Origin of the sequence: Nonomuraea bangladeshensis (assembly GCF_039529455.1) — a bacterium.
Classification (GTDB): Bacteria; Actinomycetota; Actinomycetes; order Streptosporangiales; family Streptosporangiaceae; genus Nonomuraea; species Nonomuraea bangladeshensis.
This window is the reverse complement of record NZ_BAAAMV010000006.1, coordinates 505,911-520,042: the sequence shown is the minus strand read 5'-3', so window position 1 is coordinate 520,042 and position 14,132 is coordinate 505,911. Positions and strand designations below refer to the sequence as shown.

The following is a 14,132-nucleotide window of genomic DNA, read 5'->3' as shown; positions in this document are numbered from 1 at the left end:
CGTGCTACCGATTCTAGGTCTCAGCGGCCTCATATAGCTCGTTCAGTGGCCCTGGTAGTTGGCCGGGCGCTTCTCGCGGAAGGCGCGGGTGCCTTCCTTGGCGTCCTCGGAGCCGATGACCGGCCAGCCGAGGTCGTCGGAGACCTTCAGGGCCTCGGGTTCGGGCAGGCCGAGGGTGTCGCGGTAGGTGCGGAGGATGGCCTGGACGGCTAGGGGGCCGGAGGCGGCCACGTCGTCGGCCAGTTCGCGGGCCACGGCCAGTGCCTGTCCGTCCGGGACGACGCGGTTGACCAGGCCCATCGCCAGTGCTTCGGCGGCCGTGACGGCGCGGCCGGTCAGGAGGAGGTCCATGGCGTGGCAGTACGGGATCTGGCGGGGGAGCCGGACGGCGCTGCCGCCCATCGGGAAGAGCGCCCGCTTGGCCTCGAAGAGCCCCAGCGTGGCCGACTCGGCCACCACCCGCAGGTCCGTGCCCACCAGCAGCTCGGTGCCGCCGGCGACCGCGTAGCCCTCGACGGCGCAGATGATCGGCTTGGTGGGCAGGTCCTCGCGCAGCAGGCCCTTCCAGTGGAAGTTCGGGATCCTGGCGGCCCGCGCCTGCACGTCGGGGTCGGTGGACGGCTGGCCCATGGCCTTGAGGTCGGCGCCGGCGCAGAAGGTGCCCTCGGCGCCGGTCAGGATCGCGACCCTGACGTCCGGCTCGGCGCTCGCGTACGCCCAGGCCGAGGCGAGGCCGATCAGCATGTCCGAGGAGAGCGCGTTGCGGGCCTCCGGCCGGTTCATGGTGACGACGAGGACGTGCCCGTCGCGTTCGACCCGGCAGTGGGGGGTGCTGATCGGCAGGAGCTCCACGATGCCTCCGAAGTCTCGTATCAAGCGCTTGCTACGCACTTCGCCCCAGGATACGCTCCCAGCAGCAAACGAGAACAGGTTCCTGTTTTTTCGTCGGCCGCGAGGAGCGCACATGGGCACGCTCGGTTTCTGGAGGCTCGCGCAGGCGGATCCCGATTGGATCGCCGCCGTGGACCCCGACGGCGCGGAACACCGCGCGGGCGACCTCCTGGCCCGGGCCAACCGCCTCGTCCACGGCCTGCGCGACGAGCTCGGGCTCCAGCCCGGCGACGGCGTCTGCGGCCTGGTGCCGAACGGCGCCGACGGCCTCGTGCTGTACCTGGCCGCGCTCCAGGCCGGCTGGTACTACACGCCGGTCAACTGGCACCTCACCGGACCGGAGATCGCCTACATCGTCTCCGACAGCGAGGCGAAGGCGTTCTTCGTGCACCCGCGCTTCCTCCAGGAAGGCGCGCGGGCGGCCGAGGCCATCGCCCCCGAGCGCCGCTTCCTCATGGGGGAGGGGACGGACGGGTTCCGGCCGATGCGCGAGCTGACCGACGGCCGACCCGGCACCGCGCCACCCGACCGCACCGCCGGCCTGACCATGCACTACACCTCCGGCACCACCGGCAAGCCGAAGGGCGTACGCCGCCCGCTCAGCGGCCTGGACCCGGACGACGGCGCCGAGCTGATGACGTTCCTGCTGGGACTGTTCGGCGTCACCCCGGGACGCCCCAACGCGCACCTGGTCACCTCGCCGAGCTACCACACCGCCGTCACCCAGTTCGGCGGCACGGCCCTGCACATGGGCCACACGCTCGTCTACATGGACCGCTTCGACGCCGAGGAGCTGCTGCGCCTGTGCGAGCGGCACCGCGTCACCAGCTCCCACATGGTGCCGACGCACTTCAAGCGGCTGCTCGCGCTGCCGGAGGAGACCCGGCGCGCCTACGACCTGTCCTCGCTCACATGGATGATCCACGCCGCCGCCCCCTGTCCCGTCCCGGTGAAATGGGCGATGTTGGAGTGGTGGGGCGACTGCGTGTACGAGTACTACGCGGCCACGGAGGGCGGCGGCACCCTCGCCACCCCCGAGGGCTGGAAGGCGCACCCGGGCACGGTCGGCACGGCCTGGCCCATCAGCGAGCTGCTCATCGTGGACGAGCAGGGCGAGCCGGTCCCTGCCCGCACCCCCGGCACGATCTACATGAAGATGCTCGGCGCGTCGTTCGAGTACAAGGGCGACCCGGACAAGACCGCCGCCAACCGCCTCAAGGACCACTTCACCGTCGGCGACATCGGCTACCTCGACGAGGACGGCTTCCTCTACCTCTGCGACCGCAAGGCCGACCTCATCATCTCGGGCGGCGCGAACATCTACCCCGCCGAGATCGAGAACGAGCTCATGATCCACCCCAAGGTCGCGGACGTGGCCGTGTTCGGCATCCCGGACGAGGAGTGGGGCGAGCAGATCAAGGCCGTCGTCGAGCCCGCCCCGGGCGCCGAGCCGGGCCCCGAGCTCGCCGCCGAGCTGCTGGCCTCACTGGAGGGCCGGCTGGCCCGCATGAAGTGGCCGCGAACGATCGACTTCATCGCCGAGATGCCCCGCGAACCGAACGGCAAGCTGCACAAACGCAAGCTTCGCGACCCGTACTGGGAGGGACACGACCGTGCCATCTGATCCGCTGGTCGCTCAGCACGTCCTGGAGTTCCCCGGCGGTTACACCCGCTCGACCGGCCCGGTGGTGGGCCGCTTCCTCACCGAGCTGCGCGAGCGCCGCATCGTCGGCGTGCGGACGAGCGAGGGCGGCGTGCTGGTGCCGCCCCTGGAGTACGACCCCGCCACCGGCGAGCCCGTGACCGGCGAGTACGTCGAGGTCGGCCCGGCCGGCACGGTCACCACCTGGACGTGGGTGCAGGAGCCGCTCGACTCCCACCCGGTGGACGTCCCCTTCGCCTGGGCGCTGATCGCGCTCGACGGCGCGGACACGGCGCTCGTGCACGCCGTCGTCCCCGAGCACCCCAAGGCCATGCGGGCCGGGATGCGGGTCCGGCCGGTGTGGCGGGAGCAGCCCACCGGCCACATCACCGACATCCGGCACTTCGCCCCCGAGGTCACGAAGATCGTCTCCCCGGTCCGCGCGGAGTACCGGCTGCGGGCGGGCGGCTCGCTCGGCGTGTTCCTGGCCGGCGTGGAGCGCGGCGTGCTGCTCGGCGGAAGGTGCGAGCGGTGCGCGAAGGTGTACGTCCCCTACCGCACCTTCTGCCCCGAGTGCGGAGGCCCCATCCCGGACACCCTCGAACTGCCCGACACCGGGACGATCACCACGTTCGCCATCAACAACCTGCCCGATCCGCGGGCGCCCGAAGTGCCCTTCGTGTCGGCGTACATCCTGCTCGACGGGGCCGACCTCCCGATGATCGCGCTGGTCGCGGGCGTGCCCGCGCACGAGGTGCGGCAGGGCATGCGGGTGCGGGCCGTGTGGGTTCCCGAGAGCGAGCGTACGGCGTCCATGGCGAACATCCGCTGGTTCGCCCCCACCGGCGAGCCCGACGTGGAGCTGTCATGAGAGAGGTAGCGATCGTCGCGTTCGCGCAGACGCGGCACACCGACCACGACACCGGCCTCAGCGAGCCCGAGCTGATCCTGCCCGTCATCAACGAGGTGAAGGAGCGCACCGGGCTCACCCGGTTCGGCTTCACCTGCTCGGGGAGCTGCGACTACCTGGCGGGCGCGCCGTTCTCGTTCGTCTCGGCGCTCGACGCGCTGGCCGCCTGGCCGCCGATCTCCGAGAGCCACGTCGAGATGGACGCCGCCTGGGCGCTGTACGAGGCATGGGTACGCCTCCAGCACGGCGACATCGACTCGGCCCTCGTGTACGGGTTCGGCAAGACCTCGCTCGGCGACCTGCGCACCATCATGACGTTGCAGCTCGACCCGTACTATCTGGCCCCCCTCGGCCTCGACCAGCTCTCCTACGCCGGGCTCCAGGCCGCCGCACTCGGCGCGGAGCGCGCGGAGCTCGACGAGATCGTACGCCGCAGCCGGGCGGACGGACGGGCGAACCCGTACGCGCTGGACCTGCCCGACCCCGAAGGGGACGGGCTCGTGGCGCCGCCCATCACCGACGGCGCGGCGGCGGTCGTGCTGGCCGCCGGCGACCTCGCCACCCGTCTCACCTCCAGCCCCGCCTACATCAGGGGCCTCGCCCACCGTATCGAGCCCCACTACCTGGGCATGCGGGACCTCGCCCGGTCGGCCTCCGCGGCCGACGCCGCCCGCGCCGCCGGCGTCGGCAAGGGCCCGGTCGAGGTGGCCGAGCTGCACGCCCAGTTCGCGCACGAGGAGATCATCCTGCGCGAGGCGCTGGAGCTGACCGGCGACACCGTCGTCAACCCGTCCGGCGGCCCGCTCGCCGCCAACCCCGTCATGGCGACCGGCCTCATCCGCATCGGCGAGGCCGCGCAGCGCATCCTCGACGGCCGCAACCACCGGACCGTCGCGCACGCCGCCGGCGGCCCCTGCCTGCAGCACAACCTCGTCACCGTCCTGGAGGGCTGAGATGGGCAACCGCTGTGCGGTCATCGGCGTCGGGCAGACGCACTACACGACCCGCCGCCAGGATGTCTCGATCGCCGGGCTGGTGCGCGAGGCCGCGGTGCGGGCACTGGAGGACGCCGGGCTGACGTTCAAGGACATCGACGCCGTCGTCATCGGCAAGGCGCCGGACCTGTTCGAGGGCGTGATGATGCCGGAGGCGTACCTGGCCGACGCGCTCGGCGCGGCCGGCAAGCCGGTCATGCGGGTCCACACGGCCGGCAGCGTCGGCGGCTCCACCGCGCTGGTCGGCGCCTCGCTCATCCAGGGCGGGGTGCACGAGCGGGTGCTGGTCGTGGCCTTCGAGAAGCAGTCGGAGTCCAACGCCACCTGGGCGCTGTCCACGCACCTGCCGTTCAGCGCCTCGCTCGTGGTGGGGGCGGGCGGCTACTTCGCGCCGCACATCCGCGAGTACATGCGCAGGACCGGCGCGCCCGGCCACATCGGCACGCTCGTCGCGGTCAAGGACCGGCTCAACGCGCTGAAGAACCCGTACGCGCACCTCAAGATCCCCGGCATCGACCAGAAGATGGTCGAGTCCACGCCCATGCTCTGGGAGCCGATCCGCTACCTGGAGACCTGCCCGTCCAGCGACGGCGCCTGCGCCATGGTGCTCGCCGCCGAGTCGGCCGTCACCGGCACGCCCGCCTGGGTGCACGGCACCGCCATGCGCTCGGAGCCGATCTTCCGCGCCGACCGCGACACGGTCAGCCCGCAGGCGGGCAAGGACTGCGCCGCCGACGTCTACCGGCAGGCCGGCATCACCGACCCGCGCCGGCAGATCGACGTGGCCGAGGTCTACGTGCCCTTCTCCTGGTACGAGCCCATGTGGCTGGAGAACCTCGGCTTCTGCGCCGAGGGCGAGGGCTGGAAGCTCACCGAGTCCGGCGCCACCGCCCTCGACGGCGACACCCCCTGGAACGCCTCCGGCGGCGTGCTGTCCAGCAACCCGATCGGCGCGTCCGGGCTCATCAGGTTCGCCGAGGCCGCACAGCAGGTGCGCGGCCAGGCCGGCGAGCACCAGGTGGACGGCGCCCGCACCGCGCTCGGCCACGCCTACGGCGGCGGCGCCCAGTTCTTCGCCATGTGGATCGTGGGACGGGAGAAACTCTGATGGAGTTCAACCACGCGGACCTGTTCGAAGGGCTGGCGGACGCGATCCCCGACCGGGTCGCGGTGATCTGCGACGCCGACCGCCGCACCTACGCCGAGCTGGACGCCGAGGCCAACCGGCTCGCCCACTACCTCGACGGCCTGGGCGTCGGCCCCGGCGAGCACGTCGGGCTCCAGCTCTACAACGGGCTGCCGTACGTCGCCGGGATGCTGGCCGCGCTGAAGCTCCGCGCCGTGCCGATCAACGTCAACTACCGCTACGTCGAGTCCGAGCTGCTCTACCTCTACCGGGACTCCGACATCCGGGCGCTGATCTACGACGTCGAGTTCGAGCCGCGCGTCGCCGCCGTGGTGGGCGAGGCGCCGCTGCTGGAGCACCTGATCGCGGTCGGCGGGCCGCCGTCGATCGGCTCGGCGGTGACGTACGAGTCCGCGCTGGAGAGCGGCAAGCCGGAACGGGGCTTCCCGCAGCGCTCCGGCCAGGACGTCTACATCATCTACACCGGCGGCACCACCGGCATGCCGAAGGGCGCGATGTGGCGGGTGGAGGACCTGTTCTTCGGCTTCGGCGGCGGCAACCCCGGCGGCGAGCCGCGGGCCACCCCGCAGGAGGTCATCGACGAGGCGGTCAAGGCCGGGCCGATGACGATGATGGCGGTGCCGCCGCTCATGCACGGGGCGGCGCAGATGGCCACGTTCATCACCTGGTGCATGGGCGGGACCACGGTGTACGTCCGCAAGTTCGACCCCGACGAGGTCTGGCGGACCGTCGAGCGCGAGCGCGTGCTCACCGTCAACATCACCGGCGACGCCATGGCCAGGCCGCTCGCCGAGGCGCTGGCCACGGGCTCGTACGACGTGTCGTCGCTGTTCGTGGTCAGCTCGACGGGCGCGATCCTGTCGGGCGCGGTCCGCGACCGCCTCCAGGAGCTCCTGCCGAACGTCATGATCCTCGACAACTTCGGCTCCACGGAGTCCGGCTACACCGCCTCCGCCGTCGCCGGGTCCTCGCCCGAGAAGGGCCTGCGCTACCAGCCGAACGCGGTGGTCCGGCTGGCCGTGCTTGACGAGGCGGGCCGCCCGGTCGAGCCCGGCTCGGGCGCGCTCGGCACCGTCGCGCGGACGGGACGGGTCGCGTTCGGCTACTACAACGACCCCGAGAAGACCGCCCGCACGTTCGTCACCGACGAGCAGGGCACCCGCTGGCTGCTCACCGGCGACCTCGCCACCGTCGATCCGGACGGCACGGTCAACGTGTTCGGGCGCGGCTCGCAGTGCATCAACACGGGCGGGGAGAAGGTGTTCCCCGAGGAGGTCGAGGCGGTGCTCAAGGGCCATCCCGGCGTGTTCGACGCGGTGGTGACCGGGGTGCCGGACGAGCGCTGGGGCAACCGGGTGGCGGCGGTCGTCGAGCCGCGGCCTGGGGCCGATCTCACGGCGGAGGAGCTGGACGCGCACTGCCGCACGCTGCTGTCGGGGTACAAGGTGCCGCGTTCGTACGCGTTCGTGGACCAGATGGTCCGCTCCCCGGCGGGGAAGGCGGACTACCGGTGGGCGCGGGAGACCGTCGAGGCCGGCGAATCCTGAGCCGGCCCCGACGGTCTCCCGGTCAGCCGAAGTTGATCCAGGCCCGGGTCGTGCCCGTTCCCGGCGCGACGTCCAGGTAGTCGGCCCGGCCGTCGCCGTCGATGTCGGCGAACTGGATCCTGGCGCCCTCCACCAGGACCCCGCTCGCGACCTCGCCGCCCGGCATCCAGTACCAGTCGCCGCCTCCTGGCTTGGGCCCGCCGTTCCGCCAGACCTGCACGGAGCTGTCGTAGGGCTGGGTGCCGGTGTGGTTGTCGTCGAAGCGGCCCATGAGGAGGTAGTCGGCGGACCGGCTGCCGTGGAGCGGGGCGAAGCGGACCCGGTGGCCGGGCTGGCCGACGCCGCTCGCGATGGTGCCCTGGGGGAGCCAGTACCAGTCGCCGCCCCCGGGCTTGGGGCCGCCGTTGAGCCAGGCCTGGACGGAGCTGTCGTCGTTGACCTTCACGTAGTCGGCCCTGCGGTCGCCGTCGAGGTCGGCGAAGCGGATGTGGCTGCCCGGCGCGCCGACGCTGCCCGCGATGGTGCCTTGGGGAACCAGAACCAGTCGCCGCCGCCGGCGGGCTCCTTGGGGTTGGGGCCGCCGTTGAGCCAGGCCCGGACCGAGCTGTCGGCGTTGACCTGGAGGTGGTCGGCCCTGCCGTCGCCGTCGAGATCGGCGTAGACGACCCTGCTGGTGTCCCCGCCGTACGTCCCGGACGCGATCGTGCCCTGCGGGACCCAGCCTCTGACGGGGGCCGGAGCCGGGTTCCCGCCGCCGGGCGCGCCGATCCAGCCGGCCCGCGCCACCTGCACCAGGCCCTGGTAGAACGCCCCCGCCATCTTCAGATAGCCGGAGTCGTTCGGATGCAGGAGGTCGGCCAGGTCGGTGAGCGTCACCGTGGTCAGGTTGACCAGGTAGACGTGCTTGCCGGCGGCCCACCGCGCCCCCGCCTCCAGCCGGATCGCCTCGTTGAACCGCAGGATCCGCTCCTGGGTCGGACCCCAGCCGGACGGGACGACGGTCGAGACCAGGACGGTCACGTCGGGGGCGGCGCGGAAGATCTGATCGATGAGGGCCCCGAGCCTGGCCGGCGCGCCTGCCGGGTTGTCGTTGTTGTTCAGGTCGTTGGTGCCGATGTGCAGCAGCACCACGTTGGGCCGGTACATGGCCAGCGCCGCGTCGACGACGCCGGCGAGCTGGGAGATCGTCCAGGCGGGGTGCCCCTCGTGGGCGTCGGGCGCCGGGCCCGAGCGTTGTGAGCCGACGAACGTGACGCCGGCCCCGTCGTCCTTCAGCAGGTTGTGCAGCGCCGGCCGGTAACCGCCGCCGTTCGAGCTGCCCGCGCCGTGCGTGATCGAGTCGCCGAGCGGCATGATCCGCAGCTCCCGCTGGAGGTTCGAGGAGACCCCGGCCCAGGCCGCCGTCTCCTCGGCGATGAGCCGCTCCAGCTCCTCGAACCGCCAGCCGAGATTCTCCACCCGCTCGGCGACCACGCCGCCGAACCAGCGGTCGAGCCAGGGCACCTGGGCCCTGATCCAGCCGCCGGCCTTCTTGATGGACGTGGCGAGCTGGGCCTTCGCCCACGGGGCGAGGTACTTCTCCCACAGGACGCCGCCCGCCAGCCCGAGGATCCCGGCGATGATGATGTCCCTGGTCGCCTCGATGGTGCCCAGGGTTCCCGCGAACGTGTGCGTCATGATCGCCGTCATGATGCCGGTCACGGTGGTCTGGAGCGGGGTGCAGACCAGCGGGATGATCGCGGCGCCCACGCCGCTGGACGTCAGGAAGCCGATGCACAGCATCCTGAGCCCGTAGCCGATGATCCAGCCGATCGCCGTGGCGGCGATGTCCTGCCAGAAGCTGGAGGTGGTGATCTCACCGGCCGGGATGGTGAGGACCAGCCCACTGCCGTTGGAGGTCAGGTTGACCGTGCCGGCGAAGTTGGGCCACACCGAGGTGTCCACCCGTTCGTGCACCGGGACCGAGCCGTCCGCGACGGCCTGCTTGAGCGCGCCGCCCAGGCCGCCGTGCTCCCTGATCTCCGCCTGCACCTCGGGGACCAGGTCCCGCAGGACGGCAGGGCTCAGGCCGAGGTCGGCGGCGTTGAGGGTGATGGTGACGTCCCGGTCGGCCGCTCGCGCCGGCAGGGCGGGGGCGAGGCACACCACCATCACGACGGACAGCAGGGAGATCAGGAACCGACGCGTTCGTAACATCTGCCACCTTGCTCCGTGGGAACGATGACCGCTCGGAGAAGGTATCGCCGGTCACGAGATGGAGATCAAGAAGCGGATGGCCGGCAGGTGAACCCTGGGTGGCGCGTCCCTCGGCGCGTCAGGCCTTCTCGGCCGTGAGCCAGGCCGCCAGCCCGAGATAGACGACTCCGCTGCCCACCTCCAGCCGCCGCTGCGCCCGCCGGGAGGCCCGCAGCCGCCCGGCGAGGGCTGAGGCGAGCATCGCGTACGTGCCGTCGGAGGCCATGCCGAGCGCGATCCACAGCAGCCCGAGCAGCAGGATCTGCGGCCCGAGGGGCCCGGCGGCCGGGTCGGTGAACTGCGGCAGGAACGCCAGGAAGAAGATCGCCGTCTTCGGGTTGAGCACGTTGACCACGACCCCCTCCCAGAACAGCCGCCGCTTCGACTGCACCCGCAGCTCCACGGCCTCCTCGCCGCCGCCGCGCCGGACGAGGTTGCGTACGCCGAGCCAGACCAGGTAGGCGATGCCGCCCCACTTGACCACGGCGTAGGCCGTGGCGGAGGCGGCCAGCAGCGCGCTGAGGCCGAGCGCCGCCGCGGCCACGTGCACGACCGAACCGGCGTGCACGCCCAGCACGCTGATCAGCCCCGCGCTGCGGCCCTGGGCGACGCTGCGGGTGACGATGTAGAGGACCGCGGGTCCCGGCACCACGAGCAGGCCGAGCGTCAGCGCGCAGAACAGCGCGAGAGTCGCGACATCAGGCATACATGCATCATAAGAAGGGCGTCAACGACTTTTCCTCAGCGTGTGGAGCAGCGCCTCGACGGGCGGCGGGTGGGGCGGCTCGCCGAGGACGGCGGCGTACACGTGCCGGCTCGAACCGGCGATCTCGGCGACCTCGACGCCCGGGTGGCGGTGGGCGCGCAGGGCGAGGCCGGGCAGCATGGTGAGGCCGAGGCCGGACGCCACCAGCGCCTGCACGGCCACGATGTCGTCGCTGGTGAACGAGACGCGCGGGGCGAAGCCCGCCCTGGCGCACACGTCCAGGAGGTGAGTGCGGCAGCGTTCGCAGCCGGCGATCCAGGAGGCGTCGGCGTGCGCCGCCAGGTCGCCGTCCACCGGGCGGTCGGCGACCAGGTAGCCGGGGTCGTCCATGAGGGGGATCATGGTGATCCCGCGTTCCTCGGGGGCGGTGTCGTCATAGCGGAAGATCACGGCCACGTCGGCGCGGCCGGCGCGCAGCAGCCGCAGCGCCTCTGGCGGCCCCGCCTCGGTGAGGTCGAGCCGGAGGCCGGGATGGCCGGCCTTGAGCACCGTGACCGCCCGCGGGACGAACGTCCCGAGCGAGGAGGGGAAGGCGGCCAGGCGCACCCGGCCGGCACGCAGGCCCACGTGGGCGGCCAGCTCCTCGGCGGCGTCGTCGAGCCGGCCGATGATCTCGGCGGCGCGCTCGGCGAGCAGCCACCCGGCCTCGGTCAGCCGGATGCCCCGGCCCACGCGCTGCACCAGCCGGGCCCCGGTCTCGGCCTCCAGCCGGGCCAGGTGGTGGCTCACGGACGGCTGCGAGTAGTGCAGCTCCTTGGCGGCGGCGGTGACCGAGCCCTTGCGGGCGACCGCGAGGAGAACCCGGAGGCGGACGACGTCCAGCATTCATCAACCATATCTATGGGTGAGCCAGAACACTTCTGTTGGACCTATCGATACCGGCGGTAGCACTGTGGAGAGGGAAGGACCACCGTCTGCTCTCCCTGAAGGGCAACCATGGAAGTCGCCGTGACCGCACTCGCCAGGCCGGGTCTGGAGCCGCTCGTCAGCGGCATCTCCGCCGTCGTGGCCCGGGGCCTGGACCCCGAGCGCACCGCGTACGCCGCCGCCGACGTGTTGCGCGAGCGCCTGCCCGGCCCCGGCCTGCTCACGCCGGAGGAGCGGGCGGGCAGGCCCGACACGTACGTCTCCCACCTGCTCCACGCCGAGGAGGGCTTCTCGATCGTCGGCGTCGTGTGGCGGCCGGGCCAGGTCACCGTGATCCACGACCACGTCTCCTGGTGCGCGTTCGGCATCCTGAGCGGGGTCGAGCACGAGACCCTTTACCGGGACATGGGCGACCACCTGCGCGAGCTCGGCCGGACCGACAACCGGCCTGGCGAGGTCAGCGGCTTCGCGCCGCCCGGCGACATCCATAAGGTGGTCAACACCAGCGCCGACGTCGGGGTCTCCGTGCACGTGTACGGGGCCGACCTGAGGCGGCTCGGCAGCAGCGTGCGCCGCGCCTACGACCTCCCTGTGCGATGAGTTCCTGACGCCCCGCCGGTCTCCATGGCGGGACGCGATGCCGGGGACGCGCAACTTTATTTGCGCAAATTAATTTTCGCATCTACGGTGGAGTCATGGCCACCGAGAAGACGCGCCACGTCCGCGACCTCGACACGCTCAAGGCGCTCGGGCACCCGCTGCGCATGAAGCTCTACCGCGCGCTCTACGTCGCGGGCACGGCCACCGCCTCCCACCTCGCCGACCAGGTCGACGAGGCGGTGAGCCTGGTCAGCTACCACCTGCGCAAGCTGGCCGCGCACGGCCTCATCGAGGAGGCGCCGGTGGCCGGCGGCGACGCCCGCGAGCGCTGGTGGCGTCCAGTCGCCGAGAGCATCTCCACCAGGGACGCCGACTTCCGCGACAGTCCCGAGGAGGTCGCCGTCCACGCCGCCGTGAGCCGCGCCCACACCCGCCAGCAGCACGAGATGTACGAGGGCTACCTCGACGCCCAGATGAGCTGGGAGCCCGGCTGGCGCGACGCCGCCTTCTCCTCCGAATACCTGATGTGGCTCACGCCCGACGAGCTGCGCGGCCTCGGCGACGAGCTGCGCGAGCTGGCCGACCGGTGGCGGGCGCGCGGCCGATCGGCCCGCGAGGCGGGCGACACCGAGGGGCGCGAGAGCGTCGCACTCCACATGTACGGCTTCCCGTTCCGCTCATGGCGGCCATGACACCGACCAGGAGGAACCCGATGGACCCCGACCTCTACCTCTACGTCGAGCGAGCCCGCGCCCGCGAACTGCGCGCCGAGGCCGCCCGCCACCGCGCGACCGTCCGCCCCCGGCCGGCGCCGGGCCCGCGTCCCTGGCGCGCCCGGCTCGGCTGGGCTTTGGTCGAGACGGGCCTGCGCCTCGTCCACACCGGCACGCCGCCCCGCCACGCGACCGACCACTGACCTCGCACTGCGTCAGCGATACTCCGCCAGGCCGTCCGCGAGCTCTTCTTCGTCGCCGTCGCGGACGGCGTAGAGGGCTTGCTGCAGGGCGAACGTGCCGCCGATCGCGGCGATGCGGGTCAGGAGTCCGTGGTCTGGCCGGCCGCCCAGGGCGAGCACCCGCTCCAGGAGCTGAGGACCGTGGCCGGCACGGATGGCCGCGAGGTCCTCGGCGGGGTCGCCGAGTGCGACGTCGTCCCAGTCGAGCACTCCGGAGAGGCGCGGCAGGCCGTCCTCCCACTCCCACAGGATGTTCTCGGCGCCGAGGTCGCCATGCGCCACCGCTTCGGTGAGGTGGGGAAGGCTGTCGAGTGCCGCGAGTTCCCGCTCGGCCCGTAGGCGTCCGCTGGGGGACATGAGCGGGAACAACTCCGCGCGAACGTCCTCCGCGAACCGCCGCCACCGGCCTTCCGGTGCTTGAGGGAGAACCGCTCGTGCCGTTTCGTCCGCGCCGGCGCGGGCCAGTGCCGACAGCAGCGCGACACACTGCGCGGCCACGGTGTCCACCACGTGGGCGTCGTCGAGCGCGTCGGTCTTCAGCGGCTCCCCCGGAAGACGGCTGAGCACCAGGAAAGGCGTCTCGCCGGTGCCGGGGGCGCCGCCGTGGAGCAGCGGTTCAGGGATGCGGAAACCGAGGTCGAGACCGTCGAGCGCGCGTAGCGCGGTCACCCGCTCGGGCAACCGGGCGGCCGCCGACCGGGTGCGGGGCAGGCGTACGACGCGGTCCGAGCCGATGACCACGATGTGGAACTGCCCCTGACGCACGGCGAGGTCGTCCGGATCGTCGTCGGGCAGCAGACGGCTCAGCAGAGCGCGATGCGTCGTACGGATGCTCACGGGTGTTCTCTGGACCCTTCGGTGGTGGTCGGAGGCGATGTGCGTGCGGCCCGGCGCAGCTCGTCGTGACCGAGGAAGCGGAACATGCTCTCCCCGGCCGCGAGCGGTCGCGGGCGCCCGGTGAAGCGGTGGGCGCCGACCCCGTACCCGGCCTGCGGCGGCGACACCCACTCCAGGGCGAAGCCGTCCTCCTCGAACCACGTGCGGATCCGCGGCACCAGATCCGGCTCCTCGCGGTGCCGCGTCCAGACGACCGTGCCGCCCACCGCGCACAGCTGCGGGAAGAAGCCGACGGTCCGCCGGACGTCGTCGTCGCTGATGTTGCCGAAGATGCCGCAGGCGAGGACGAGGTTCGCGGGCGCCAGGTCGGCGTACTCGTCGGTCAGGGAGGCGTCCGCCTCGACCACCTCGACCCGGCCGAGCCCGGCCGCCGCGGCGGCGCTCCGCGCGAGGTCGCAGTTGGCGGGGTCCAGCTCCACCAGCCGCGCCCGTACGTCGTCGCGCCGGGGGTGCTCCGCCAGCACGGGGATGAGGTCCCGCCCCTGGCCCGCGCACATGCTGATCACCCGCAGCGGCCCTGCGGGCGCGGCGTCCAGCGCCGCCCTGACGCGCTCCTGGACCGCCACCAGCCGCCGCGCCAGCGATGAGTCCGGCCGATCGTACTCGTCGTGCCACTCGTTCCAGTCCATGACGCGACACTATGTCCCACAGGACCCGAACGATCTAGAGAGAGAAGGAGC

Annotated in this window: 15 protein-coding genes; 8 read left to right on the top strand and 7 right to left on the bottom strand. The window is 72.2% G+C overall.

What is annotated here, in order from left to right; genetic code table 11:
- Window positions 1–42 precede the first annotated feature (42 nt).
- Entirely contained in the window at window positions 43–852 is an 810-nt protein-coding gene (locus tag ABD292_RS21870; RefSeq protein ID WP_344210037.1) for a crotonase/enoyl-CoA hydratase family protein, read from the bottom strand.
- Between the two features lie 112 nt (window positions 853–964).
- Here ABD292_RS21870 and ABD292_RS21865 point away from each other — a divergent pair, with 112 nt between their 5' ends.
- From ABD292_RS21865 to ABD292_RS21845, 5 genes are read left to right on the top strand one after another with little or no spacing between them, the layout of a single operon-like run.
- Window positions 965–2,515, top strand: a complete 1,551-nt coding sequence (locus tag ABD292_RS21865) for an acyl-CoA synthetase (protein ID WP_344210035.1) — start codon at window positions 965–967, stop codon at window positions 2,513–2,515.
- Window positions 2,505–3,404 carry a Zn-ribbon domain-containing OB-fold protein gene (locus tag ABD292_RS21860; RefSeq protein WP_344210033.1) on the top strand — a complete coding sequence of 300 codons (900 nt, stop codon included), beginning with the start codon at window positions 2,505–2,507 and terminating at the stop codon, window positions 3,402–3,404. The genes ABD292_RS21865 and ABD292_RS21860 overlap by 11 nt, the downstream gene beginning before the upstream one ends.
- Window positions 3,401–4,396 carry a lipid-transfer protein gene (locus ABD292_RS21855; RefSeq protein WP_344210031.1) on the top strand — a complete coding sequence of 332 codons (996 nt, stop codon included), beginning with the start codon at window positions 3,401–3,403 and terminating at the stop codon, window positions 4,394–4,396. Before ABD292_RS21860 ends, ABD292_RS21855 begins: the two co-directional genes overlap by 4 nt.
- A gap of 1 nt (window position 4,397) precedes the next feature.
- Window positions 4,398–5,546 carry a thiolase domain-containing protein gene (locus ABD292_RS21850; protein ID WP_329584518.1) on the top strand — a complete coding sequence of 383 codons (1,149 nt, stop codon included), beginning with the start codon at window positions 4,398–4,400 and terminating at the stop codon, window positions 5,544–5,546.
- Window positions 5,546–7,132: an acyl-CoA synthetase gene (locus ABD292_RS21845; protein ID WP_344210029.1), complete on the top strand. Its 1,587-nt coding sequence runs from the start codon at window positions 5,546–5,548 to the stop codon at window positions 7,130–7,132. Before ABD292_RS21850 ends, ABD292_RS21845 begins: the two co-directional genes overlap by 1 nt.
- Window positions 7,133–7,154: 22 nt before the next feature.
- On the opposite strand, the gene ABD292_RS21840 is transcribed toward ABD292_RS21845, so the two are convergent.
- From ABD292_RS21840 to ABD292_RS21825, 4 genes are all read right to left on the bottom strand, one after another.
- Window positions 7,155–7,577, bottom strand: a complete 423-nt coding sequence (locus tag ABD292_RS21840; protein WP_344210027.1) for a hypothetical protein — start codon at window positions 7,575–7,577, stop codon at window positions 7,155–7,157.
- Window positions 7,574–9,328 (bottom strand): SGNH/GDSL hydrolase family protein, encoded by a 1,755-nt coding sequence (locus ABD292_RS21835; protein ID WP_344210025.1) that lies wholly within the window; start codon window positions 9,326–9,328, stop codon window positions 7,574–7,576. Before ABD292_RS21835 ends, ABD292_RS21840 begins: the two co-directional genes overlap by 4 nt.
- A gap of 118 nt (window positions 9,329–9,446) precedes the next feature.
- Complete coding sequence (locus ABD292_RS21830) at window positions 9,447–10,073, bottom strand: LysE family translocator (protein WP_344210023.1); 627 nt, start codon at window positions 10,071–10,073, stop codon at window positions 9,447–9,449.
- A 21-nt stretch (window positions 10,074–10,094) separates the two neighbouring features.
- Complete coding sequence (locus ABD292_RS21825; protein WP_344210021.1) at window positions 10,095–10,958, bottom strand: LysR family transcriptional regulator; 864 nt, start codon at window positions 10,956–10,958, stop codon at window positions 10,095–10,097.
- A 111-nt stretch (window positions 10,959–11,069) separates the two neighbouring features.
- On the opposite strand from ABD292_RS21825, the gene ABD292_RS21820 reads away from it, so the two are divergent.
- From ABD292_RS21820 to ABD292_RS21810, 3 genes are all read left to right on the top strand, one after another.
- Window positions 11,070–11,600, top strand: a complete 531-nt coding sequence (locus ABD292_RS21820) for a cysteine dioxygenase family protein (RefSeq protein WP_344210019.1) — start codon at window positions 11,070–11,072, stop codon at window positions 11,598–11,600.
- Between the two features lie 95 nt (window positions 11,601–11,695).
- The gene (locus ABD292_RS21815) at window positions 11,696–12,292 is read left to right on the top strand and encodes an ArsR/SmtB family transcription factor (RefSeq protein ID WP_344210017.1); all 597 of its coding nucleotides are present in this window, start codon (window positions 11,696–11,698) and stop codon (window positions 12,290–12,292) included.
- Between the two features lie 20 nt (window positions 12,293–12,312).
- Window positions 12,313–12,516 (top strand): hypothetical protein, encoded by a 204-nt coding sequence (locus tag ABD292_RS21810; RefSeq protein WP_344210015.1) that lies wholly within the window; start codon window positions 12,313–12,315, stop codon window positions 12,514–12,516.
- A gap of 12 nt (window positions 12,517–12,528) precedes the next feature.
- On the opposite strand, the gene ABD292_RS21805 is transcribed toward ABD292_RS21810, so the two are convergent.
- Window positions 12,529–13,392: a phosphotransferase family protein gene (locus ABD292_RS21805; RefSeq protein WP_344210013.1), complete on the bottom strand. Its 864-nt coding sequence runs from the start codon at window positions 13,390–13,392 to the stop codon at window positions 12,529–12,531.
- Window positions 13,389–14,081, bottom strand: a complete 693-nt coding sequence (locus ABD292_RS21800) for a class I SAM-dependent methyltransferase family protein (protein ID WP_344210011.1) — start codon at window positions 14,079–14,081, stop codon at window positions 13,389–13,391. The genes ABD292_RS21805 and ABD292_RS21800 overlap by 4 nt, the downstream gene beginning before the upstream one ends.
- Window positions 14,082–14,132: the final 51 nt, after the last annotated feature.